The following is a 23273-nucleotide window of genomic DNA, read 5'->3' as shown; positions in this document are numbered from 1 at the left end:
ATCATGGCGGCCTGGGGATCCGCGCACCAGAGCGGGAACCTGGACGTTCAGGGACGGGATTTCGCCGAATCCGTGTACAGGCTGCACTCGGGGCCGGCCGGCAATCTCCCCGAGTCCTTCGTGAATACTCCGGAGGGAATCGAGCTGCTCAACAAGCATCTACAAGCCCTGCCGCAGGGGCAGCTGATCATGGAACACTTCAGCAACCGGTTCTAGGACGACAAGGAAACGAACGTGTGCGCGAAGGAGATGGGTCGCGGTGGATGAGCGGCCCATGGCCTCGGAGATGTCTCTCGCGCGGGAGATCGTCGGGCCTCTCGGGGGGATCGTCGAATGTGGAGCGTCCCTCCGTGGGGAAACGGTGGCCGAGTTCGTCGCGATCCGCCGCACCGAACTGGACCGGATCCTTGCCACGGTGCGGGACATCGGCAGACTCCATCCGACGACGATGGACATCGTCGATCAGCTGGGATACCTGCGCGAGCATGACATTCCCGTCACGTCGTTGCTGCTGCGGTCCGGCTGCATCGAGGAGTTCTCTCCGGAGCTCGGTGGAGCCGCGGCGGTACGGCGCATGGCCCGGATGGGCGCGGACCTTCAGCTGACGCACCTGTTGCACGCTCTGGTGGGCACGGCCTCGGTCAGCCGCACGTGTGCCTCAGTCAATCCGGGCTGAGCCCGTGCCTTGGGTGAGTCGACGACGCACCCGGGAATCCACGGATTCACTCAAGGCGGCCTTGCCCTCTCCTTCGGTTCTCCGGGCCGGGCCTCGCGTCTGACCGGTCTACACCGTCGAACACGAAGCCCTGCCACTCGTGCTCGCGTACGGCGTCACCTCCGGCGGCGCACCGAGCGCTGGGCCCGAGTGAAGGTGTCCCGCTCGACGGGGAGCGCCAGCCTCGGATCGCCGTACCGGCGGCTCACACGAACGGCCGCGGAGGCTTCCCGGCTAGACGGTTGAGCTACGGGTCGGGCGAGCCGCTTCTTGAGCTGGGCGTAAAGCTCGGTTACAGCGGCGTCCGCCGCAGGGGCCGCGTTCATGAATGTGGTCCATACCAAACCCTTGACAGGGTTTTCGTTCAATACTTAAATCACATGGTGATGAAAGAGCCCTCCGGGCTCGCCTTCGCGCCTCCAATCCCTGTCGGCGCAGCAATCATCCGGATTCCCATGCCGCGTTGTCATATGCATGCCACAGGATTATACGCCCGTCATGCTCCCTGGAAGGGAGAGTCATGCACCCCCCACCCTTATCCCGGCGCCTGCTGCTGTCTCTCGTCTCGGTCCTCACCCTCGCGTCGCTGTCCACCGGACTTGCGCAGGGGGCGCCCGCGCCAGCGGCGCGGCCACCCGCAGCAGCAGCCGCTGTCACCTTCTCCGACGAGTTCGACGGACCCGCGGGCTCCGCCGTAGACGGCGGGAAGTGGCAGATCGAGACGGGCGACAACGTCAACAACCACGAGCGGCAGTACTACACAGCGGGCAACCGCAACGCCGCCCTCGATGGCCAGGGCCACCTGGCCATCACCGCCCGCCGTGAGAACCCGGCCAACTACCAGTGTTGGTACGGAAGATGTGAATACACCTCCGCACGGCTGAACACAGCCGGCAAGTTCACCACGACGCACGGCCGCGTCGAGGCCAGGATGAAGATCCCGCGCGGACAGGGCATGTGGCCCGCGTTCTGGATGCTGGGCAGCGACATAGGCCAGGTTGGCTGGCCCAACTCCGGTGAGATCGACGTCATGGAGAACGTGGGCTTCGAGCCATCCACTGTCCACGGCACCCTGCACGGTCCCGGGTACTCCGGCACCGGCGGAATCGGCGCCGGGTACGCCCTGCCCGGTGGCCAGGCGTTCGCCGACGCCTTCCACACCTTCGCCGTCGACTGGAGCCCCAACGCGATCACCTGGTCCGTCGACGGTACGGTCTACCAGCGCCGCACCCCCGACGACCTCGGCGGAAAGCAATGGGTCTTCAACAAGCCCTTCTTCCTCATTCTCAACCTCGCCGTCGGCGGCTACTGGCCCGGAGACCCCAACGGCAGCACGGTCTTCCCCCAGGAGCTCCTGGTCGACTACGTACGGGTCAGCACCGACAGCGGTCAGCCGGGCGGCGGCGGTCCCATCACCGGAACCGGCGGCAAGTGCGTGGACGTCGCGGGCGCGGGTACCGCCAACGGCACCCCCGTACAGCTCTACGACTGCAACGGCAGCGCTGCCCAGCGCTGGAGCGTGGGAACCGACGGCACCATCCGCGCACTCGGCAAGTGCCTGGACGTGGCCGCGGGAGGTACGGCCGACGGCACGCCGGTCCAGTTGTGGGAGTGCAACGGCAGCGCCGCCCAGCGGTGGGCCGTCCCCGCCGCTCAGGACATCGTCAACCCGCAGGCGAACAAGTGCCTGGACGCCTCGGGCGGCACCTCGGCCAACGGCACCCGATTGCAGATATGGACCTGCACCGGGGTCGCCCATCAGAAGTGGACGGTGACCCGATGACCACGAGACTCCTGCGCAGGCCCACCGTGCGCGGTGTGCTGGGCACAGCCGCGGCAGCTGCCCTCGTCACCGGCCTGAGCGGCAATCCTGCGATCGGCGCGGCATCGGCGACCGGCCAGATCACCGGCCTCGGCGGCAAGTGCGTCGACGTCGCCGGGGCGAGCAGCGCCAACGGCACCCCCGTACAGCTCTACGACTGCAACGGCACCACCGCACAGCAGTGGAACGTCATCGGCGACGGCACGATCCGCGCGCTCGGGAAGTGCCTGGACGTGGCCTCGGGCGCCGCCGCCGACGGAACCCGGATCCAGCTGTGGGACTGCAACGGCAGTGCTGCCCAGCAGTGGTCGGCCACCGCAGCCCGCGACATCGTCAACCCGCAGGCGGACAAGTGCCTGGACGCGACGGGCAACGGTTCGGCCAACGGCACCCGGCTGCAGATCTGGAGCTGCACCGGCGCCGCCAACCAGAAGTGGACGGCGCCGGGCGGGGGCGGGACTCCGGCACCCGGACCGGGGGCCATGGCCGTGGCGCCGTACCTGTACAACGGCTGGGGGAGCCCGCCGGGTCCCACCACCGTGACGAACGCGACCGGCGTCAGGTGGTTCACGCTCGCCTTCGTCCTCAGTAACGGCTACTGCAACCCGCAGTGGGACGGCAGCCGGCCGCTGACCGGAGGCGTCGATCAGCAGACGGTCAACACCGTGCGGACGAACGGCGGCGACGTCATCCCTTCCTTCGGCGGTTGGAGCGGCAACAAGCTGGAAAGTTCCTGCGGCAGCGCGGGCGAGCTTGCCGCGGCGTACCAGAAGGTCATCAACGCGTACGGGCTGAAGGCCATCGACATCGACATCGAGGCGGCGGCGTACGACAGCCCAACCGTCCAGCAGCGCACGGTCGACGCGCTGAAAACCGTCAAGGCCAACAACCCCGGCATCAAGCTGTACGTCACCTTCGGCACCGGGCAGAACGGCCCCGACAGCAGCCTGATCAGCAAGGCCGCCGCTTCCGGGCTGACCGTGGACAGCTGGACGATCATGCCGTTCAACTTCGGCGGCGCCGGCCAGAACATGGGCCAGCTCACCGTCCGTGCGGCCGAGGGCCTCAAGAACGCGGTCAAGAACGCCTACGGGTACTCGGACGACCTCGCCTACCGCCACACCGGCATCTCCTCGATGAACGGCATCACCGACAACGGCGAGACGGTGACCGTCGAGGACTTCCGCACCATCCTCGGCTACGCCCGACAGCGTCACCTCGCGCGGCTGACCTTCTGGTCGGTCAATCGTGACCGGCCCTGCACCGGCGGCGGAGCCGACACCTGCTCAGGCGTCGCCCAGCAGCCGTGGGACTTCACCCGCGTCCTCGCCCAGTACAACGGCTGACCTCTCCCGTCCTCTCCCGTCCCCGCCCACCCCCCACTCACGCCGTACAGCCGGCACAGGAGAACACGTGCTCAGCTCCCCGCACATACCCGGAGCGGTTCGCCACGGCGCAAGCCGGGCCCGCCTCACACGGCCCTGGGCCGCGGCCCTCGTGGTCGCCGCCTCGGCCGCGTCCGTCCTCACCGCCCTCCATCCCAGCCAGGCAGCCACCCCACGGGCCGCCACCCCGAACGCTTCCGCGAAGGCGGCCGCCGACCTGCCGACGGGCTGGTCCACCGTCGTCAATGCCGGCAGCGGCAAGTGCGTGGACGCCCGGGCGGCCGCGACCGTGAACGGCACGGCGGTGCAGCAGTACTCCTGCAACAACAGCACCGCGCAGCAGTGGAGCTTCACGCCGACCAGCGACGGCTTCGTGCGGATCGGCAACCGCAACGCGAGCACCCAGGTCGTCGACGTGAGCGACACCTCCTCGGCCGACAACGCCGCCGTGCACCTCTGGGCGTACGGCGGCGGCAACAACCAGCAGTGGCAGGCCGTCGACGAGGGCGACGGCGCGTACCACTTCGTCAACCGCCACAGCGGCAAATGCCTGGACGTCCCGGCCGCCTCGACGGCCGACAGTGTCCAGCTGGTGCAGTACACCTGCAACGGCACGGCGGCCCAGCGCTTCCAGGTGGCGCCCGTGAACACCGCGCCGGGGGATGTCGATCTCGGCCCGAACGTGGTCGTCTTCGACCCGTCCATGCCGTCGTCCACCATCCAGAGCCGGCTGAACTCCATCTTCCAGCAGCAGGAGACCAACCAGTTCGGCTCCCAGCGCTACGCCGTGATGTTCAAGCCGGGTACGTACAGCAACGATGTCAACGTCGGCTTCTACACCCAGGTCCTCGGCCTCGGCCAGTCGCCAGACTCGGTGACGATCAACGGCGCCGTGCACGTGGAGGCGGACTGGTTCCCGCCGCAGAACGCAACCCAGAACTTCTGGCGCGGCGCAGAGAACCTGTCGGTCAACCCGACCGGCGGCACCGACCGGTGGGCGGTCTCGCAGGCGTCCGGGTACCGGCGCATGCACGTCCGCGGCAACCTCGAGCTGAGCGACGGCGGCTGGGCCAGCGGCGGATTCATGGCCGACAGCAAGATCGACGGCCAGGTCCGGTCCGGCACCCAGCAGCAGTGGCTGACCCGCAACTCCCAGCTCGGCAGCTGGACCGGTTCCAACTGGAACATGGTGTTCGTCGGCAGCCAGGGCGTGCCGGGCAACACCTTCCCCAATCCGCCGTACACCACGGTGAACCAGACGCCGGCGGTCCGCGAGAAGCCCTTCCTGTACGTGGACGGCGCGGGCGCGTACAAGGTGTTCGTGCCGTCCCTGCGAACCAACTCCACGGCCACCAGCTGGGCGAACGGGAACGCGGCGGGCAGCTCGCTCGGCATGGACCAGTTCTACGTCGTCAAGGCCGGAGCAACGGCCGCACAGATCAACGCCGCACTGGCCGAGGGCAAGAACCTGCTGGTCACCCCCGGTGTCTACCACCTCGGCCAGACCTTGAAGGTGACCCGCCCCGACACTGTCGTCCTCGGTCTCGGCCTCGCCACCTTCATTCCTGACAACGGTGTCACGGCCATGACGGTCGCCGACGTCGACGGCGTGAAGGTCGCAGGGGTCCTCTTCGATGCCGGAACCACCAACTCGCAGACGCTGATGGAGGTCGGCCCGGCCGGCGCTGCCGCGAACCACGCGGCGAACCCCACCTCTCTGCACGACGTCTACTTCCGGGTCGGTGGCGCCGCGGTCGGCAGGGCGACGACGAGCCTGGTGGTCAACAGCGATCACGTCATCGGCGACCACCTGTGGATCTGGCGCGGCGACCACGGCAGCGGCATCGGCTGGAACAGCAACACGGCGGACACGGGGCTCGTCGTCAACGGTGACGGCGTCACCATGTACGGCCTGTTCGTCGAGCACTACCAGAAGCACCAGACCATCTGGAACGGCAACGGCGGGCGGACGTACTTCTACCAGAACGAGATGCCGTACGACCCGCCGAACCAGGCCGCCTGGATGAACGGCTCCACCCAGGGCTACTCGGCGTACAAGGTCGCGAACTCGGTCACCAGCCACCAGGCCTACGGGCTCGGCAGCTACTGCTACTTCAACGTCAACCCGAGCGTGACCGCCGAGCGTGCCTTCGAGGCCCCCAACAACCCGAACGTGCGCTTCCAGAACATGGTGACCGTCTCGCTCGGCGGCACCGGGACCATCCGGCACGTCATCAACGATCGGGGTGGACCCTCCAACGCGTCCACCAACGTGGCCAATCTGGTGAGCTACCCGTGAGGCGGCTCGCAGCACGGCTGCTGATCCTGTTGGCCTTGGCGCTGGGGCTGACCGCCCCGGCCCACGCCGGACACAAGGCCTCCGCCGCACCCCGGGCCCCGGCCTTCAAGGTGATCGCCTTCTACAACGGCACCTGGGACGCCGCACACATCGACTTCGTCAAGGAAGCCAACGAGTGGTTCCCGCGGACCGCCGCGCAGAACAACTTCACCTACACGCCGACCACGAACTGGGAACTGCTGGCGAACGGAGGGGTGAACGGCTACCAGGTCGTCCTGTTCCTGGACGACGCACCCAAGACGGGCGCCCAGCGGTCCGGCTTCGAGCGGTACGTGAGGGCCGGCGGCGGCTGGATGGGCTTCCACTCCTCGGCGTTCACCACCAACGCCGGCTCATGGCCCTGGTACTACAACGGGTTTCTCGGCAGCGGGAACTTCAGGACCAACACCTGGGGGCCGACCACGGCGGTGCTGCGTACGGAGGACCGGACGCACCCCTCGACCACCGGGCTGCCCGCGACGTTCACCTCAGCGGTCAGCGAGTGGTACGGCTGGTCGAAGGACCTGCGCGCCAACGCGGACATCAAGGTCCTGGCATCGGTCGACCCGACAGGCTTCCCCCTGGGCACGGACCCGAACCAGTCCTGGTACAGCGGCTATTACCCGATACTCTGGACCAACACCCAGTACAAGATGCTGTACGCCAACTTCGGGCACAACGCCATGGACTACGGCTCCAACACCCGGCTGTCCTCGACCTTCGCGAGCCCGACACAGAACCGCTTCCTGATCGACGGGCTCAAGTGGCTCGGCGGAGTGGCCGGCAGTCCTGCGCCGACCGACCCGATCTCGGAGACCGCGTGGTACTCACTGGCCGACAGCGCGAACGGGGCCTGCGTCGATGCGAGAGCGGCGGCCACGGCCGACGGCACGGCGATCCAGCAGTACACCTGCAACGGGACTACGGCCCAGCAGTTCCAGTTCCGTCCCACCGACGGCGGGTACGCCCGGATCGCGATCCGGGGCAATCCGCAACAGGTCGTCGACGTCACCGGGGTCTCCACCGCCGACAACGCACCGCTGCAGCTGTGGTCCTACGGCGGTGGCGGCAACCAGCAGTGGCTGCCGGTGCGGGAAGCCCCGGGCCGCTACCACTTCACCACACGGAACAGCGGCAAGTGCCTGAGCACCACAGGTAGTGCGGCGAACGGCGTGCAGCTGGTGCAGCGCGCCTGCGACAGTTCGGTCTCCCAGAGCTTCCACCTGACCGCTCACCCCTGAGGCTCTGCCTTCCCCTGATCTCCACGTTCGGAAGAACAGCCGGTACCGCCCGGGTCGCCCTCGTGCGGTACAGGCTCCGTCCTGCCTTCTACCCTCACTTGGTTGCCTTCAGAGCGTTCACGTCCTTGGCCAGCGCCGTCACCTTGGCGCTCAGTTCCCCGATTTGCCTGTTCAGGGCTGTCAGGTCGTCCTGCCGGCCCAAATTGCCGTTCCCGTTGGCCGCACGGCTCCGTGCTCGGGCGGCCCCGGTCGGGACGCCCTTGATGGAGATTTCCACCTCCTGCCACGCCGCCAGCACGGCCGACTGTTCGGCGCTGCCGACGCCGAACAGTTCCCCGGCCTTCTGGAAGGTGGTGTGGGCGAAATCATGGAACTGGGCCTCGGCGCCGGACACTTTGAGAGATTCGAACCAGATGGGCCCGGCGGCCTCCCATGCGAACCCACCGATGCCTACGGCTGTCAGGAAGAATGCTCTGTTCGGAATGCCGGAGTTGAGGTGCACCCCGCCGTTGTCCCCTTCCTCGGTGTCGGGGAGGTGGATGAATTTGCTCATGCGGTCGGGCTGGGGGTCCTTTCCGAACAGCGGATTGTTGTACGCGTGCCCCGGGGCCTTCATCGATCGCAGGGCGTCGGCATCGATTCCTGGGGTCCACACGTCGGCGCCGATCAGCCAGTCCGCCTCGTCGGCCGCCTGCTTGAGCGACCACTGCTTGACCAGCGACCCGAAGACGTCCGAAACCGACTCGTTCAGGGCACCCGACTGGTTGTGGTACTCGAAGCCGGCGGTGTGCTCCGTGACTCCGTGCGTCAGCTCATGGGCGATCACGTCGAGGGATCCGGTGAGGTCACCGAGCACCTTTCCGTCCCCGTCGCCGAAGACCATCTGCCGTCCGTCCCAGAACGCGTTGTTGAACTTCACGCCGAAGTGAACGAACCCGTCCAGACGCATCCCCCGGCCGTCGATCGAATCACGCTGGAACACCTCCCTGAAGAAGTCGCGCGTCAGACCGAGTCCGTCGAACGCCCGGTTCGTGGACTCGTCCACGGACTCCGGTCCGTCCTCCGACCTGGCCAGGACAGCGGTCGGGAGGAAGCTCTTCTCCTCGCAGTCGAAGACGGTGCGCCGGCCGTTACCGGGGGCGGCCGCGCCGGCGAAGGAGGCCCGGACCTCTCGCTGGCCACGCAGGCGAGCAGTGGTCAACATGGTGTCCAGGGCCGCCTGGCGCACCTCGCTCTGGTCGCTCTCCAGGAGCCTCCTGAGGAGGTACGGGGGGATGATGCAGTTGAGTCGCGAGGTCCTGCTCATAGGACACCTCATGAATCGGGGGGATGGTTGACCTGAGCGGACTGGCCCTCTACCCGCCTGCGCGGGCCTTCTCCAGGAGCTCCAGGTAGGGCGTCACCGCGGTGGAGCCGCGTACCGGCGAAAGACCGTACCGGTCGATGTTCTTTTCGTTCGCGTAGGGATTTTTGGGATTGAACTCTATCCGTTCATCCGGCGGCGACACGTCCACGACGACGCGCGGCCACTCGCCATTGTCCACTCTGAACACGGTTATCTGCTGTCGCCCGCGGGTCACGTTCAGGATTTCACTGCTGTTCGAGATGTCGGATCGATACCTGTACTTTGTGTGGTCAGGATATCCTTTCTCCTTCTTGGCGTCCTCTGCGAGCTTCTTGCCTCCGACCCCGGAACGTTCGTAAGTAGTGGGCATTTTCATTCTGTCTTTCCTGATCACGTACACTTCGGTCTGGGCCCGGATGGCTTCCCACGTGCGCTTCTCCGGATCCTTGACCTCGACGACCACGTCCTGCGCGATCTCCTCCCCTGGGTTCAGCACGCTGCCCACGGGCGTGACGAAGGCGCCATGGTAGATCAAATCGAATGTGGTCTTGGTGTCGGAGCTGCTGTTCGCGGGCCCGCCATGGATCCAGTACTTGCTGTCGAGGATGTAGACGGGAACTTCGCCTGCGTTCTTCACGTGCAGATGAACCGTCACGTGCAGCTGGGACGCACTTTTTTGCAGACTCGACTCCTTGAACTCCGCCCCGCTCTGTATCAGCGGTGTTCTCACATAGGGAAGATAGATTTGTGAGTATGCGAGGTTGGCGCCGGCGAGAAGGGTGGAGATGATGACCCCGATCGCGATCGTCTTGGGATTGCGAAGACCTTTCCACGCCCGCAGCCTGATGAGTCCGACCAGCGCGACCGAAGCCCAGACGCAGAGGGCGATCCCGATCAGGGTGTAGCCGGTGAAACGCTCGCCGATCTGTAGCAGGAGGAGGCAAATCCCGCAGAGGAGGGCGATGATGACTCCGCCCAGAACGGCCACCCCCGAGTAGCGCCATCGCCGCTTGCCCCAGTAGTCGACCGCCGCCCCGGCGGCAGCCAGCTCCACCAAGGAGGCGGCGAGGACGGTAACTCCTGCGATCCGTCCGCCGTAGGTCAGGGCATCGCCGCTGTCCGACATTCCGATCTGGAAGAGCGGGTATGCGGTCGCGAGGAAGCCGAAGACCATGAGCAGGCCGATGGTCAGGCGCCGGACGGGCCGGTCCGGCCAGACACCGCAGTCCCCGCCGAGCCATTGGATGTCGTGGTGCCCGACTGACACACCAGCGCGATCCAGGATTCTCCGGAGCTCCCCGGCAGACCGGGCCTCTCCCACGCGGTGGCCGTCGATCAGCACCTTCCGCGAGCCGAGGTCATCAGGCGGCCCTACGGACACCTCGGGTGTGTTCGCCATGACATCAGCCTCCTCTCAGTCCGGGGAAAGTGCCCCCGGAGCATGCCCCCCTGAGCACCACCGCGTCAGGGTGCGGTCAAGGCGGTGCAGGGCGAAGCTGGAGTTGACGTGTAGGCAGCGCTCGCCCCCCGAAGGGAGTTCTCATGCGTAGACGCATTCTCGGATTCACCGCCGCACTCGTACTGGCCGTTCTCGGCACCGCAGTCCCCGTCGCGTCGGCTGTCGTGCCGACGGTCACCGGACCGGAGTGCGAGGCCGACAAAGTGGGGAAGGTGGAGTACGACTCCAGTACCGGCCTCTTCACTTGCATAGGCGGCGAGTTCGACGGCGAACCGATCACCGGGTGAACGCGGCCTCGGCCATTCATGTGCGACACCGTCCTACACCCAGTTGACTTCCGCCCGCTCCAGCAGCGGATCGTCCGTCAGCTGGAACAGCGGCACCGCGAAGTTGCCCGACCTGAACCGGCCGCCGAAGTGGAGGCCGAGGACCCGGTGGTCGGCCAGGTCGAAGACGGGGGAGCCGCTGTTGCCGCCGAGCGTGGAGCAGTCGTGCGTCATGGTGAACCCGGGACCGTCCGGGACCAGCGCCGTCGCCGTGCCCGGCTGGAGCCGCTTCACGTTGTAGATGTCCATGAAGATTCGGCTCATGGCCTCCGGTTCATTGCGGCGTCCGTCCGCCGCCGGGTAGCCGACCACGTACACGGGCCGGCCTTCCAGCTCCGGCGGAGCGTCGGCAGCGATGGGCAGCGGCGTCGGCAGCGGCCCGCCGCCGCCCGCCACCGGGGACACCCGGAGCAGCGCCATGTCGACGTCCCGGTGGATGCCGATGATCTCGGTGACTTTGAACTCGAACGATCCGTCGGTGGCGGGCGCGCCGAGTTCCTCAGCGGTGTCGATGCGCGCACCCATGCCCTGACGGAAGGTGAACCCGCCCTCGCCGTCCGCACGGCTGAACTCGGCCGCGACATGGCGGTTGGTCATCACGGCGAACGGCGAGACCAGGAAGCCCGTACCCAGCCAGTCCAGGTCCGCGTGGCCGGAGACCTCCACCCTGCCGACCCGCTCGATCGACGCCCGGATACCCGGCCGCTGCCCGTCCAATAGGGCCCAGTCGCCCGGCTGCGAGGCGAAGTCCTGGCCCTGGACCAGGATCGCCGGGCGGCCTTCGAGCAGGACGATCGCCTCCACCCCGAAGGACTCGTCCGCGTCGACGTCGTCCCGGCGGCCCGCCGCCAGCTTCTCCAGCCCGCGCACCCCGGCCTCCAGCACCCTGGCCCGTTCCTCCCGGGCGGCGCGACCGATCTGCGCGGCCGCCTCCTCCTCCCTGGGAAGCTCCTCGGCGGACTCGGGGATCTCGGCGTCCAGCCCCTTGCGTACGCGTGCGGCCACCTCCAGCAGATCCTCTCGGAAGACCTGCTCGGGCCCGGTCGCCACCGGTGATCGACCGTGCATCTCACACCTCCAGTGATCGTGCCCGTCGCGTCAGCGCGACTGGGCCGCAGCGATCTCGTCGTGGATCTGCGGGTGGTGCTCCCGCAGGTGCCGCATGATGGCACTCAGTTGCGTGCCGACGTTCACGAAAGCCGTGCTCTTGCCCTGGAAGCTGACGTCCGTCACGCGCCGCGTGCCGCGGTGCAGGGCCACCACCGTCCAGTTGTCGGTCAGCACGGGCGAGCCGGAGGAGCCGCCCCGGGTGTCGGTGAAGTAGCGCACGTCCGTGTCGTCCGCCTCGAAGGCGAGGTTGTTGCGCAGCGCGATCCGCTTCGGCTCCCCACCCGGGTGCTGAATGATGTTGAGTGCCACCGGCGTGTCCTTGTCCACCGCCAGCGGTGCGGTGGCGATGCGGAGGAAGGTGTCGGGCGGGGCGGCGGTCAGACGCAGCACGGCGTAGTCGAGCTCCTCGTCCCAGGCCACGAGCTCGCTCGCCTGTACCTCCTCGACGTCCGTGTCGTCCTCGCTCAGGTAGTCGAACCGGGAACGTGAACCCTTGGCCTGGAGCTGGAGGTCCGACGGGTCCGCCACCTGCTGTTGGCCGTCGGCGCGCTTGCGGGCGTTGACCACGTGGTGGTTCGTGACGAGGAGGCCGGGGGCGATGAGCCAGCCCGTGCCGCTGTGGGGCAGCGCCACCGGCTGGAGCAGGGCGCCCCCCTGGTACGGCAGCACCTTGATGCGGGCGACCGAGGAGCCCGCCTTCTCTCCTTCGCTCAGGAAGCCGAAGGGCACCGTGTCGTCCCGGAAGACGATCTCTTCCTTGGTTTCCCCGGTACGGACGTCGGGCGCCACGTCGGGCTCGCCGGCCGCGTCGCGCGCTACCCGGTCCAGTGCCTTGAGGATCACGTCGCGGGCGGCGGCGTCGGTCAGTTGGTCGGCGGCGTTGCGGAGCCAGACGGCCAGCGGAACGGTGCCGTCGATCAGCCGCTCCACCCGGTTCATCTCGTTGAGGTCCGACAGGACCTGTGGGCCGGGCGCCGCGAGGACCGGCAGCGAGCCGAAGTACTTCGGGAGGATTCCCGCGAACAGCAGCCTCCGGAGTGCCGGGTCCGACAGTCCTGCCTCCACCGCTGTGTCCCGCAGTAGTCCGACGTCGTCCTGGGAGAGATACGTGTCGCTCATGGTCGATCAGGCCGCTCGGTGGCCGTTCCCTTCGGCTGGGCTCTCTGCTGAGGGGTGCGCGTCGCCCGGCTCCGGGGCGACCGGCCGCGTGCCCGAGGGCGCGACCGGGCCGGGGGAGCCGGCGCCGGCGCCCATCGCCGCCGCCACGCCCGAGGCGAGCTCGCCGCTCCGGTCGTCGAGCGCCAGGAGGCGCCCGGCGAGCCGGTCGAGCGTCCCGAGCCGGCGCGCCTCACGCAGCATGCCCTGCACCCCCTGGTGGGTGGCTCCGGTCGCAGACCGAAGGACGGTGGCAGAAGGGTCGGGCGGGCCGGCGGACTCCTCCAGAAGGCGGAGCAGCGAGGGCCGCAGCTCGGGCCGATCGGCCACCACCCGGGCGATCGCCTCGCCGAGTATGTCCAGGACCCCGTCCTCGGTCTCGGGCAGGCCCACGACGTCCAGGGCGTGCTCCAGGATCCGCGGGTGGTCGCGCGAGACCTCGGCGACCGCGGCACGCACCAGGGCGGGCTGCCGGACGAGCTCCGCGTCGGGCAGCAGCCGCAGCCGCTCGGCGAGCCTGCTCCCGGCCTCCTGATCGTGTTCCTCGGTGCGGGACGCCAGCTGGGCACGGGTCAGCAGGGCGCCCAGCGCCTCGAAGTCCTTGCCCAGGCCCGTGGCGATCTCCTCTGCCTCGGCGAGGTCGTCGTCGGCCTCGGCGAGGTCGCCGTCCGCTTCGGCCAGCCGCGCCGAAACGAGGAGCAGCTCCAGCTGCATTCCGGGGAAGCCGTCCTCATCGGCGCGCTCCACGGCCGCGTCGGCGGCAGCCCGGGCTTCGGCACGACGGCCCAGCCGGTCCAGGATCTCGACCCACAGCGGGTGCAACGGGCTGCCCGCGGTCCACGGGCGCCGTCCCTCGATCCGGGCGGCGGCCTCCTCGGTGTACCCCTGCGACAGCAGGTCCTCGACCTCGCGGGCGGCGATGCGTTCCCAGTCCTCCTGGTCCGCCTCCGCCATCACCTCGTCCGGGGTGTGGCCGCCGAAGCGCCCGGCGAGGTACGCGGCGGACCGCCCCGCCATGTCCTCGTCGGCCCCGACGAGGAACCGCTCGACACCGGGCAGCCAGCGCAAGTCCACGTCGCGCGGGCTCTCGTTCAACCGCAGCCGGTGGTAGATCTCCTCGGCCCGCGGCTCCAGGCCTTCGCGTACCGCGTAGTACGCGACGGCGCGCCGCCCGACCGCCCGCATCACGTCCGCATGGGCGCGGTCGGCCAGCCGCAGCATGATGGCCCGCAGATCGGCCCGGTGGCGTACGGTCCCCGGGCCCGCGGATTCCACCTGGTCGAGCCCGGAGAACAGCTCGAAGAGGCGATCCGCCTCCGCGTCGGAGTCCACGGTCAGTCCGCACGGACCGGCGAGGACGTCCCGGATCAGTCCGGGGGTGATGGTCCGCAGTGCCATTCCGGCCTGCGCCAGAGCGCGGACGTCCGGGTCCCCGATGCGCCTGAGGATCCGCTCGTAGAGGGTCCCCTGGATGAGCATCTGGTCGACCTTGCGGTAGAAGTGGCGGCGCCGCCGGGGCAGGCTCTCGATCAGTTCGTTCAGCGATTCGGCCCGGTTGCCCTCCTGCTCGGCTGCCCGCGCCGCCAGCTTCAGACTCAGGGGATTCCCGCCCACGCGGTCGGCGAGCTTCTCGGCGAGACGCTCGTCGGACACCCCGCAGGAGACGAGCAGGGCCACGGAGGCCTCCGGGCCGAGGTCGTTCAGCTCGATGGTCAGGGGCTCCACCACTCGGGCCGGATGGTGCTTCAGCAGCCGTCCCGCGACGACGGTCCGCAGCCGCGGGTGCACCTTCTGGAGCGCAGACCAGAGACCCCACATGCGGCCGAGCTCCGGGGAACCGCTGTACTGGGCCTCCTCGAAGGAGTCGATCACGAGAACCAGGGGCGGCTGCTCCGCCGCGGGCACCCCCACTGCTTGGACGACGATTGTCGCGAGCTGCGCCGCCAGCATGCCCTCGCGTGCCGAGGCCAGGGCGTGCACGCCCGACTGGGAGAGCCGCGCCATCGTCGCCCGGGTGGTGGCGAGCTCGTAGAGCTCTTCGACCGTGCCCTCTTCGGCCCGGTGGAGGCCGACGGTCTCCTCGCACGCATGCGCCAGGGTGTCGAAATCGGCGTGGTGCTCGGGGTACTGGACGCTGAGCTGCCGGGCCATCTCGGCGATCAGGGTGGCCGGTTCGCGGGCCGAGAGGGTGGGCCTGGCGAAGTCGACGTACGCGAAGGGGAACGTGGTGGGGAAGTCGCGCAGACTGTCCCGGAGGAACGTCGCGAGCAGGGTGCTCTTGCCGACGCCGCTCAGCCCGTGGACCAGTACCGGCCGCTTCGTGCCGGTGCCGACCGCCAGGGTGAACTCGTCCTGGAGCGGCGTGGGCAGTCCGATGTAGGCGCGCAGTCGGGCGAGTTCCTCGGCGCGCCCCTGGAAAGCGCTGCGTGCGAGGCGTTCGAGGGGCTGCATCAGCCGCGCCCGGTCGAGTAGCCGCTGGACCTCCGCGCTCTCGGGGATGCCGGTGATGCCCGGGATCTGCGCGAGCCACAACACTGCCTGCAGCGTGTGCGGCAGCTGGTCCAGCTTCTCGCGGGCGAGGTTCGGGGGCGTGCCGTCGAGGTAGGCCAGCGCGATGCTTGTCGGGCCCGTGCCGGGCGGGATCTGCTCCAGGTTGGCCAGCAGGGCGCGGCGGGCCCCTTGCGGACCGGCGAAGCCGCCGAGCGCCGTGTCGCGGACCTCCGACTTGAGTACCCAGGTGACGGTGTTACGGGCGCCGACGGCCCGGCAGTCGCGCAGCAGCTCCACCACGGCCGCCCCGGAGGGCTCCTCCTCGCCGGGCAGCTTCAGCCGTGCGGGGTCGAACCTGCTCAGCAGGGACGCCGCTTCCCGGTACGCCTTGCGCAGGTCCGACACGTCTGTGGGGCCGGCGGAGGCCACGGCGGTGCTCAGCTGCTCGCTCAGACGCGCGCCGAAGTCCCCGTCGCCGAAGTCCTCGCCGGAGGCGAGCTTGCCGTAAAGGCGGACCGACGCCGCTGCCGCCGTGGAGATCTTGCGCATGTAGCTGTCCGGGCCGCACGCCTCACAGGCCTGCAGAACGGCGGGGACGGCCGTTTCCACGAGGGCGGAGATCCGCTGGATGTCCGGGGGAGTCGAAGGCGAAGCCTCGGTGAAGAACTGCCGGAAGAACTCGCGCAGATCCTCCGGGCCGAGCATCCGGGCGGTGTCCCTGACCTCGTTCTTCCGTATCTCGTACGGGAGCTGGCGCATCGTCGGCGAGTATCCGAGCAGCACCAGCCGGGGCGGTACGTCCGGCGGCGTCGGCCTCTGCTTGTGGATGGTCAGGGCCAGCTTGCCGATGCAGTCCCAGACGTCGGAATTGGCGTCGAGCTTGTTGCAGTCGTCCAGCACCAGCCAGTACTGCCCCTGCGCGGTGGTGGCCTGGCTGACGGCGCGGTGCACCGCCGCATCGATCTCCGGTAGTGGATCGTTCAATTGTGTTGGATTCAACGGCGGGAGGGGCGGGAGGGGCGGGAGGGGCGAGAGGGCCGTGCTCGAGAGCGTCGGTGCGACCGGGTTCGGGTCCGCGACGCACTCGGCGAGCCGATGGACCAGCTGCTCGGCGGTCGAGGCCCGGTTCAGCGTCACCCGCACCGGGCGGAAATTGCAGTGCTCGCCTATGTGCCGGATCAGCTTGTAGCTGTAGGAGCGCCCGCTGTCCGGCTCTCCGTCCACCACCAGGACGGTCTTATCGGGATTCTCGTGGAATTCGCGGATCCGATTCCTGAAGTCCGCCCGGTCGATGAACACCTCGGCGCCGTTGCCGAGCACGCTGCTGAGGAAGAAGTCCCGGGGGGAAATGTGCAGCCGGACGGCCTCCTCCAGCTCGCTCTCGAGGCGCTTGGCCTCCATTCCGACCGGGAGGGAGGTGAGCGTGCTCTGCTGCATGAGCGTGCTGAGGAGTAGGAGTTGCATTTCGACGCCGCTGTTCCGCACTGCCTCGACCAGGGCGACCGAATTGTCCCAGCTCACGTAGTTCAGTGGGATTCTGCTCACGAACTCGGGCGAGAATCCGAACTGGACCAGCTTGGGTCGGGGTTCGCCGGAAATGAAGAAGTGGTCTCGCACCAATTCGGTGACGAGTCCCCAATCGGTATCCTTGGGAGACATACCGCACCTGCACAGCCGCCGGAGCGGCGTGGAAAGACGGACTGCCGGATACCTGCCATGGTTTCACTCGGCCCGGTCACTCGCAACGCGGCCGAACAGGGTGCGCAGCACCTGCTGGACGGGCGCGCTGCGCAGGTACTCGGTGATGCCGTGGTGGTTGCCGCTGTCGTTCCTGACCAGGTGGTCAGTGATGAGGTCGGGTGGGTCGTACTCGGGCCGCAGCCAGTGGTCGAGCGCCACTAGGTCCCGCAGGTCCGAGACGTTGGACCAGGCCGCCACACCCGCCGGGACCGCCGTCGGGAGCGCGAGCAGGTCCTGGACCTCGGTGATGCCGAGAGGAGACCCCACGCTGAGGAACAGCGTGACGTCCCGTCGCACCTCGCGGAGCACCTCGTAGGCGATGACCGAGCCGAGGCTGTGCCCCAGCACGACGAGCGGCCCGTCGCGCAGGTCGGTCAGCTCGGCTCGGACGACCTCGCGCATCGCCTCGCCGACACCGCCGAAGAAGTACGCGTACACGTCCTCGAAGGTTCGCTTCACGAGCAGCTCGAAGACGGGTGCGCGCATGAAGAGGGGGAGCGGCAGTGCCTCGGTCAGGTCTGACGAGACCGGTGCGGGCGCCGCGTCCTCGGCCCGGCCGAGGGTCTCTGCCGAGTACGTCATCTTCGCCAGCCAGTTCGCCAGTTGCTCCTCCCCGGCCCGCGCCGACCGCCCCCCTGGCGCCGGAAGGCGCGCCTCGCGGAGCGTCTGCTCGATGAACTCCTCCGGAGGTCGCGGCACACCCGGGTCCGGGAGGCCCCGGATGGGCGGCGGCGGGCCGCCGGACAGCGGGTCGGGCTCGTCGTCGGGCAGGGGGGTGCCGTACCGGACCGGCGCCCAGTAGGCCATCCGCGATGCCGCGCCCATGTCCGCGGCGAACAGCGCCCTGTCCCACTGGGCCTTGAGTAGTTCCTTGCGGACCTTGTTCCCGTTTCCGTGGACGTAGACGACGGTGGCGTCGTCCATCTCAGCTGTCCAGGACCACGTCGTCGTAGCTCTCCAGCCGCTTCCAGCGCTCCGCGGGTGCGCGGGTGACGGGCATGAGGTCGGCGGCCGGCAACGGCCCGAAGTCGAGGCCGGTGAGCTCGACGATGTCGGTGACGGGCACCTGGAACGTACGGAACGGGCCGAGCGGTGGCGGATCGCCGGGCCTGGCGCCCGCCATCGCCCGCTCACGGTCCCGGCTGAGGTCCGGGCTCTGGTCGAGGATGTACCCGGTCGAGGCCAGTTCGCCGTTCTGGACGAAGGCGGCCACCTTCCAGAACCGGAGCGGCACCTGGATGCCCCGGTAGGGCGGGTCGGAGTCGTGCAGAACGGGACCGGTGAAGACGGACAGCTTGCGGTCGAACCGGGCCGCGTGGTCGAGCAGATGGTTCTCCAGCCCCTGCCACAGCTCTTTGCCCTGGTTGAAGACGTCCTGCTGCGGGGCCGCGTTGGTGAAGTGGAAGGTGTCGATGTTCGCGCGGCCGGCCTCGGCCGCGGCGCCCCAGACCGGGTCCAGGCGGCGGACCAGGTGCCCCCGGTCCAGGGAGTTGTCGCGGTAGATGTCGTTGCCGGCCTGCTGGGACTCGGGCACGCGGGGGTCGAACCCCCAGTTGTCGTCACGGGGTACGTCCTCGACGAGGAGCTCGCCGTCGATGCAGACGGCGGTGGAGGCGGCCAGCCTGCGGTCGGGGCGCAGGACGACGGTGAAGTGGGTGTAGGGGAGGACCACGGTCTCGATCCCGCCCGCGGCCGGCAGGGGGAGCGGGACGACGGCACCGAGGAAGGACTCGTCGTAGCCGGTGCGATCGGCGAGGGAGCCCTGCCGTGCCTTGGTGTCCGCAGCCCGGTCCGGTGGCGTATCGATTGCGTTCATAAGATAGCAATACCGCACGCAAGTGATCATTTACGGTGCGATGTGACAGGCCACCCGAACAGCGGCCCTCCGGCCGGCTCCCCTCGACAGGCCCGATCGGGGGGCGTCCCCGGCACCCCGGTTCGGGCGGCGGCCACCGCGGAACCCATCCTGTCGACCCCCCTGTGCCCGCCACGCCCCCGAGGAGTACCCGTGCCCACTGGCCTGTCCATCCACGTCGGTCTGAACAAGGTCGACCCCGCGGCGTACGACGGCTGGGACGGCAAGCTCCTGGCCTGCGAGAACGATGCCCGCGACATGGCCTCGGTGGCCCGCGCCGGCGGGTTCGGCGACACCGTGATCCTGACCGGCGACGGCACCGTGGAGAACATCGCCGGGGAACTGCGCAAGGCGGCCGGACGGCTCAAGAGCGGGGACATCCTGCTCTTCACCTACTCGGGCCACGGCGGCCAGATGGACAACGTCGTCGGATCGGACGACGAGCCCGACCGGCTGGACGAGACGCTGGTGTTCTTCGACCGCCAGTTCCTCGACGACGAGCTGTACCGGGAGTTCCGACGGTTCGAGGAGGGGGTCAGGATCTTCGTCCTGCTGGACTGCTGCCACAGCGGCAGCGCCATCGAGTCCCTGCAGGGGCTGCTCACCCCGGAGGCGCTGCAGTCGCAGTTCCAGACCAGTGACCCGGGCCAGGTGGAGGCGGCGTCCCGGCTGATGCCGCTGCTCAAGCAGCAGCAGATCTTCGTCCGGGACAGGCCGTTCTACGAGGGCCTCCAGCGCGAGCTCAAGGACGCCAACGGCGGCGGCCCGGCGCCCGGCGCCGTACTCATCGCCGCCTGCCAGGACAACCAGGTGGCGTCCGACGGAGACGTCAACGGACTGTTCACCGCAAACCTTCTCAAGGTCTGGGGGAAGGGAGCCTTCCTGGGCGACTACCGCACCTTCCACCGAGACATCCAAAAGCGCATGCCCGCCAACCAGAGCCCGAACTTCTACACGACGGGCAGCCCGTCGGACGGCTTCCTCAAGCAGAAGCCGTTCACCATCTGACACGGGCAGCCCGTACGCGCGGGCCTCTCAGCCGCGACCGCCATCGGTTCCCTTCGCCGTGGCCAGGCGCCAGGGCGCGAACGCGCCGGCCGTGCGCGGCAGGAGGCCCGCCAACTCGGGGCAGTGCCGCACCACCACACTGCTCATGCCGTTGCGCTCGATCCAATCGATGCCCAAAGGGGTGTACACCTCGGGCCTGAAGTCGACCGTGAGGAAGCGATCGCTCTGCAGGCGGCGGGTCGCCATCAGGATGAAGATGCGGAAGGCGGTGTCGCTGAAGCCGAAGCCCTGCGGCGGGTTCTCGGCGAAGAGACCGACCATGGTGTCGATGTGATCGACATCGCGGTAGACCTCCTTCAAGCGTGCGACGGTCTCCGCGTCGCTCGACACGTCCTCGAACCGCCGCACGCGCGGCTTGTGGAGACCGGCCCGGAAGTCGTTGTAGCGCGGTACACCGCGACGCCGTGTGCGTACCAGATCGACCACGGACAGGTCGATGACCTCGCCGTCCCGCTCGAACGACCGCAGGGCGTGCGGGTAGTTGTTCAGCGTGATCGCGCCGGGATGAGCGATGCCGAGCGAGTACAGGGAGTTGGCCAGACCGGTCTTGCGGATGAGCGCTTCCGCGGCGGGGCCCTGCACGTCGTTGAAGCCGAGGGTGTCCAGACGCCGGCCGAGCCGGTGGTCCATGATCTCGAAGTCGTCGGGGAGCAGCGGGTGCATGCGGTAGACGGTGACGAAGTCCTCGGTGAGCGAGTATGGAGCGGCGTGGTGGTCCGGCAGGGTCTCGGGGATGCCGGTCAGTGAATGCGCCTCGAAGAGCCACAGTCCCAGTTGTTCGAGCCACTTCTTCGGCGGTCCCTGCCAGTTGGTCTTCAGGCCGACGTCGATCACTTCGGTGGCGAGGATCGCGGGAGTCCACTCAACGGTGTGGATCTTCGCGATGAGAGCCGAGACGACCAGTCGCGCCGTGTGGTAGACACGGTCCTCGCTCAAGGCCGGGTACTCCTGCCGCAGTGCTGTGCACACGGCGTTGTGCTCGCGGGCGAAGAGGGTCTGCATGGCGCTGAGGCCGTACCACCAGCTCTCGGCGAACCCGGTGAGCGGGAGGCCGTCCGGCCCGGCCGGCAGATGGCCGTCCTCCAGGCGCAGCGCGGCACCGCCTCCCGGCTCGCGCAGCGACCTTCCGGTGACCTCGTTGCCGCCGTAGATTTCGGAGCCGTCCCACCAGTGGGACGCCGCGTTGGCGAACAGCGTCGGCGGACCCTTGCCGTCGGCCGGGTACAGCCCCTCGTTCTCGGCGAAGCGCATGACGTCCTCGGGACGTCCGCCCGGAGTGTTCCGCCACGTGACACCGGGAGGGAGCGGCACCTCGACGGTCTTCGTGCCGCTGGGGTAGCGCTTGTGGTTGACCCAGTCGTGCACCTGGAACTGGATCCAGGCGGCGGCCAGGACGTTGAGGGAGCGCGCCGGAAGGAAGACGTCGCGGTGCAGCAGCTCGCGACTGACGGTGACCGGGTTCGGTACGTCGAACAGGTCTGGTTGGTAGACGGGCGCGAGGTTGCGGCCGAATGCGGACCCGACAGCGCCCATCTTCGGAGCGGACAGATCGTTGTAGGTGCCGTCGTAGCTCCGTGCGAGCCGCATGTCCTCGTCGATGGGATCGGGGACGGGCTGGACTCTGGGCGGTGCCTCGCGGAGCTCGGTGTCGAGCAGATTGTCCTGGCGCAACTTCTGCCGAAAGGCCAAGAGGTTCAGCAGGCCGAGGCTCGTGGGCAGGCGGTGCCAGGGGACGAATCGGTTGAGGCCGCGGAAGGTGGCGCGCAACGGCACTCCCAGTACGGCGTTGCGCTGCGGCTCGACGTTGGCGAACCGGTGGCCCAGTCGGTGGGCGCTGCTGGCTTCGTAGGCGACCTTGCGCGCCCGGTTGAGGTTTCCGAGGGGCCGAAAGTCCTCCGTGGTGTTCCACGGGTTGAAGGCGAGCTCGTCAACCCGTGCTGCTGCGGCGCGAGCCTCGGCGGAGCTGATGTCATGGCGCGGGACGGTCAGCGTTGCCACCCGCACGAGAGGAGTGTCCCCCTCCTTCCACTCGGCCGCGCCGTCCTCGATGGGCGTCCGGCGGGCGTCCACGTAGCGCTGGACGTACAACTCGAAGACGACATCGGCCTCCTTCAACCGCCGTGCGAGTTCGTGCTGAAGGAAATCGGGGTCGGCGGCGGAGGGTGCGGGGGCCGACGGGGCGCCGTCCGCGGGCCTCAGCTGATAGCGCACCGGCCCCGCGTCACCCCACAGGATGGCGCCGCGGCTCCAGTACGTCTCCAGCGCCAGGCTGCTCACGGGGCGGCTCGTACCCGCCCGCACGTTGCGGCGCATGCGCGCGGCCGTGGACCAGCCGACCGCGAGCGGCAGGGTGACGAACAGCGCGACGGCCTTCCGCAGCGTCGAGTCGGCGCCCGCCATGGCCTTCGCGAATTCGACGAACTCGACCGCGTTGCGCGCGTGCGAGACCGGATGGCTCGTCATCAGCAGGTCGTGCGCTTCGCCCGCTCCTGCCGCGATGCGCAAGGCCGCTCCGCGCATGTCGGGGGCGTGGTCGGTCTGGCGGGCGCCGTTCGCATTGGAGAGCCGCACGGTGACGGGGTACTCGGCACCCGGTTGTGCGAAGCCGGACCGCAGGTCGGGGGGCAGGTCGCCGGCGAAGGCCAGACGCGCGTTCTCCGCGCCGAGAACGGCCTTGGCGTGGAACGTCCGTGCGAGCTCGGATGCGCCACTGCGCTTCCTGGACTTGAGCTGGACCCGCATGAGCTCGCGGGCGAGCCGCTCGAAGACGAGCCGTTCCGCCTCGGGGTCGCCGCCCATGTAGTGCTCGTACTGACTGGTCTCGGCCATGTGTGCCTCTTCGCCAAGGCGCACCCCGCTCTCCGGACGCAATGCCGGCGGACGACGAGGTGACGCTGCACGGCTGCCCGGGACTGGGTCCACGGGCACCTGGGTTACACACGGCAACCCTGACTCAGTGGTGCGGCCGCGTCGCGCGGAACAACGCAGACGGGTGGCATCCGCCTCGCGCCCCCGTAGGTGTCCGCCGTACGAGCCCTGCGCGCGCCGTGAAAGGTGACGCCGGCCCTGTCACTCGTACGGTCCACTCCACGTGCGGGAGCGGGATGCGCCGGGTACTGGCAGACTGGTTCTGGAAGATCGCACGGCAGCGTTGTCCGGCGCGTGCGAGTGCTTCTTCCCGCATCAGTGGGCCACTACGGCCACCACAGCTCCTCGCCCGAGGC

At 68.8% G+C, this 23273-nt stretch carries 16 protein-coding genes; 8 read left to right on the top strand and 8 right to left on the bottom strand.

The features are described from left to right. Positions 1-3: 3 nt before the first annotated feature. From ACODT5_RS06755 to ACODT5_RS06730, 6 genes are all read left to right on the top strand, one after another. Positions 4-216, top strand: a complete 213-nt coding sequence (locus ACODT5_RS06755) for a hypothetical protein (protein WP_422518272.1) — start codon at positions 4-6, stop codon at positions 214-216. A 145-nt stretch (positions 217-361) separates the two neighbouring features. Then, positions 362-676, top strand: a complete 315-nt coding sequence (locus ACODT5_RS06750; RefSeq protein WP_422518271.1) for a hypothetical protein — start codon at positions 362-364, stop codon at positions 674-676. A gap of 559 nt (positions 677-1235) precedes the next feature. Then, positions 1236-2498 carry a lectin gene (locus tag ACODT5_RS06745; RefSeq protein WP_422518270.1) on the top strand — a complete coding sequence of 421 codons (1263 nt, stop codon included), beginning with the start codon at positions 1236-1238 and terminating at the stop codon, positions 2496-2498. After that, positions 2495-3883, top strand: coding sequence for a ricin-type beta-trefoil lectin domain protein (locus ACODT5_RS06740; RefSeq protein ID WP_422518269.1), 1389 nt, complete (start codon positions 2495-2497; stop codon positions 3881-3883). Before ACODT5_RS06745 ends, ACODT5_RS06740 begins: the two co-directional genes overlap by 4 nt. A 151-nt stretch (positions 3884-4034) precedes the next feature. Beyond that, positions 4035-6221 (top strand): RICIN domain-containing protein, encoded by a 2187-nt coding sequence (locus tag ACODT5_RS06735; protein ID WP_422519572.1) that lies wholly within the window; start codon positions 4035-4037, stop codon positions 6219-6221. Beyond that, on the top strand, positions 6218-7501 hold the full coding sequence (locus ACODT5_RS06730) for a ThuA domain-containing protein (RefSeq protein WP_422518268.1): 1284 nt from the start codon (positions 6218-6220) through the stop codon (positions 7499-7501). Before ACODT5_RS06735 ends, ACODT5_RS06730 begins: the two co-directional genes overlap by 4 nt. A 94-nt stretch (positions 7502-7595) precedes the next feature. Here ACODT5_RS06730 and ACODT5_RS06725 read toward each other — a convergent pair whose 3' ends face one another. After that, on the bottom strand, positions 7596-8807 hold the full coding sequence (locus ACODT5_RS06725; RefSeq protein WP_422518267.1) for a M4 family metallopeptidase: 1212 nt from the start codon (positions 8805-8807) through the stop codon (positions 7596-7598). A gap of 49 nt (positions 8808-8856) precedes the next feature. Continuing rightward, positions 8857-10245 carry a hypothetical protein gene (locus ACODT5_RS06720; RefSeq protein WP_422518266.1) on the bottom strand — a complete coding sequence of 463 codons (1389 nt, stop codon included), beginning with the start codon at positions 10243-10245 and terminating at the stop codon, positions 8857-8859. A gap of 143 nt (positions 10246-10388) precedes the next feature. Between ACODT5_RS06720 and ACODT5_RS06715 the strand changes: the two genes are divergently transcribed. Next, on the top strand, positions 10389-10592 hold the full coding sequence (locus ACODT5_RS06715) for a hypothetical protein (protein WP_422518265.1): 204 nt from the start codon (positions 10389-10391) through the stop codon (positions 10590-10592). A 33-nt stretch (positions 10593-10625) separates the two neighbouring features. On the opposite strand, the gene ACODT5_RS06710 is transcribed toward ACODT5_RS06715, so the two are convergent. From ACODT5_RS06710 to ACODT5_RS06690, 5 genes are all read right to left on the bottom strand, one after another. After that, complete coding sequence (locus ACODT5_RS06710; RefSeq protein WP_422518264.1) at positions 10626-11699, bottom strand: trypsin-like serine peptidase; 1074 nt, start codon at positions 11697-11699, stop codon at positions 10626-10628. Between the two features lie 30 nt (positions 11700-11729). After that, positions 11730-12860, bottom strand: a complete 1131-nt coding sequence (locus ACODT5_RS06705; RefSeq protein ID WP_422518263.1) for a trypsin-like peptidase domain-containing protein — start codon at positions 12858-12860, stop codon at positions 11730-11732. Between the two features lie 6 nt (positions 12861-12866). After that, on the bottom strand, positions 12867-16931 hold the full coding sequence (locus ACODT5_RS06700; RefSeq protein WP_422518262.1) for an AAA family ATPase: 4065 nt from the start codon (positions 16929-16931) through the stop codon (positions 12867-12869). Between the two features lie 177 nt (positions 16932-17108). Then, a complete protein-coding gene (locus tag ACODT5_RS06695; protein ID WP_422518261.1) occupies positions 17109-18050 on the bottom strand; it encodes a hypothetical protein in 942 nt (313 codons plus the stop codon). 1 nt (position 18051) lies between these two features. Then, positions 18052-18942, bottom strand: coding sequence for a DNA/RNA non-specific endonuclease (locus tag ACODT5_RS06690; protein WP_422518260.1), 891 nt, complete (start codon positions 18940-18942; stop codon positions 18052-18054). A gap of 192 nt (positions 18943-19134) precedes the next feature. Here ACODT5_RS06690 and ACODT5_RS06685 point away from each other — a divergent pair, with 192 nt between their 5' ends. Beyond that, positions 19135-19989: a caspase family protein gene (locus ACODT5_RS06685; protein ID WP_422518259.1), complete on the top strand. Its 855-nt coding sequence runs from the start codon at positions 19135-19137 to the stop codon at positions 19987-19989. 27 nt (positions 19990-20016) lie between these two features. On the opposite strand, the gene ACODT5_RS06680 is transcribed toward ACODT5_RS06685, so the two are convergent. Beyond that, positions 20017-22878, bottom strand: coding sequence for a peroxidase family protein (locus tag ACODT5_RS06680; RefSeq protein WP_422518258.1), 2862 nt, complete (start codon positions 22876-22878; stop codon positions 20017-20019). Between the last annotated feature and the right edge of the window lie 395 nt (positions 22879-23273).

It is taken from the genome of Streptomyces tatrensis (assembly GCF_049310065.1).
Classification (GTDB): domain Bacteria; phylum Actinomycetota; class Actinomycetes; order Streptomycetales; family Streptomycetaceae; genus Streptomyces.
Note: the sequence above shows the minus strand (reverse complement) of the source record. Positions and strands in the feature narration are given on the sequence as shown.

Bases quoted from the DNA above. Each gene is read 5' to 3' on its own strand.
- ACODT5_RS06755 (WP_422518272.1), top strand. From the start codon at position 4: ATGGCGGCCTGGGGATCCGCGCACCAGAGCGGGAACCTGGACGTTCAG.
- ACODT5_RS06745 (WP_422518270.1), top strand. From the start codon at position 1,236: ATGCACCCCCCACCCTTATCCCGGCGCCTGCTGCTGTCTCTCGTCTCG.
- ACODT5_RS06740 (WP_422518269.1), top strand. From the start codon at position 2,495: ATGACCACGAGACTCCTGCGCAGGCCCACCGTGCGCGGTGTGCTGGGC.
- ACODT5_RS06725 (WP_422518267.1), bottom strand. From the start codon at position 8,807: ATGAGCAGGACCTCGCGACTCAACTGCATCATCCCCCCGTACCTCCTC.
- ACODT5_RS06720 (WP_422518266.1), bottom strand. From the start codon at position 10,245: ATGGCGAACACACCCGAGGTGTCCGTAGGGCCGCCTGATGACCTCGGC.
- ACODT5_RS06715 (WP_422518265.1), top strand. From the start codon at position 10,389: ATGCGTAGACGCATTCTCGGATTCACCGCCGCACTCGTACTGGCCGTT.
- ACODT5_RS06710 (WP_422518264.1), bottom strand. From the start codon at position 11,699: ATGCACGGTCGATCACCGGTGGCGACCGGGCCCGAGCAGGTCTTCCGA.
- ACODT5_RS06705 (WP_422518263.1), bottom strand. From the start codon at position 12,860: ATGAGCGACACGTATCTCTCCCAGGACGACGTCGGACTACTGCGGGAC.
- ACODT5_RS06695 (WP_422518261.1), bottom strand. From the start codon at position 18,050: ATGGACGACGCCACCGTCGTCTACGTCCACGGAAACGGGAACAAGGTC.
- ACODT5_RS06690 (WP_422518260.1), bottom strand. From the start codon at position 18,942: ATGAACGCAATCGATACGCCACCGGACCGGGCTGCGGACACCAAGGCA.
- ACODT5_RS06680 (WP_422518258.1), bottom strand. From the start codon at position 22,878: ATGGCCGAGACCAGTCAGTACGAGCACTACATGGGCGGCGACCCCGAG.